This is a genomic window from Stenotrophomonas sp. 3diitr2024, assembly GCF_042136455.1.
Lineage (GTDB): Bacteria > Pseudomonadota > Gammaproteobacteria > Xanthomonadales > Xanthomonadaceae > Stenotrophomonas > Stenotrophomonas sepilia.
Genome location: NZ_JBHHMJ010000678.1, coordinates 1 through 386, shown reverse-complemented (window position 1 = coordinate 386; position 386 = coordinate 1). Strand labels below are relative to the sequence as shown.

The window sequence follows — 386 nt, the reverse complement described above, 5'->3', positions numbered from 1 at the left end:
CCGCAGACCGGCCGTTCGCTGGGCCGCAGCGAACACCCATGCTGCACCATCCGCATTGACCGCGTGGCTGCACAGACCTCGTACGGCACCATCGAAGACGGCGTTGACGCGATGCGCGGCGGCTTCCGTCCGGGCCAGATTGATCTGTAGCGCAGCGGCGGCGAGCTCGGTCATTTCCGTCGTGACTTTCCCGCTGCCGCGCGCTCGCAGCCAACCGAGAATGTCGACGAGATGCCAGATCGAGGTCGAGCCGTCATCCTTCACTAGCATGTTCTCGCCGCCCGGCACACCGTGGCCACCAGCCTTAAGCGTCTTCGCCGGCAAATCGAGTGGACTGCCAGTGTGACCCGGGTAAGAGCGTGCACCGGCCTGATAGACGTGATTTG

1 pseudogene is annotated in these 386 nt (G+C 64.5%); it reads right to left on the bottom strand.

Going from position 1 to position 386, the window contains the following annotated elements:
* Positions 1-386: pseudogene (locus ABGA94_RS17230) on the bottom strand (hypothetical protein); the annotation flags it as partial.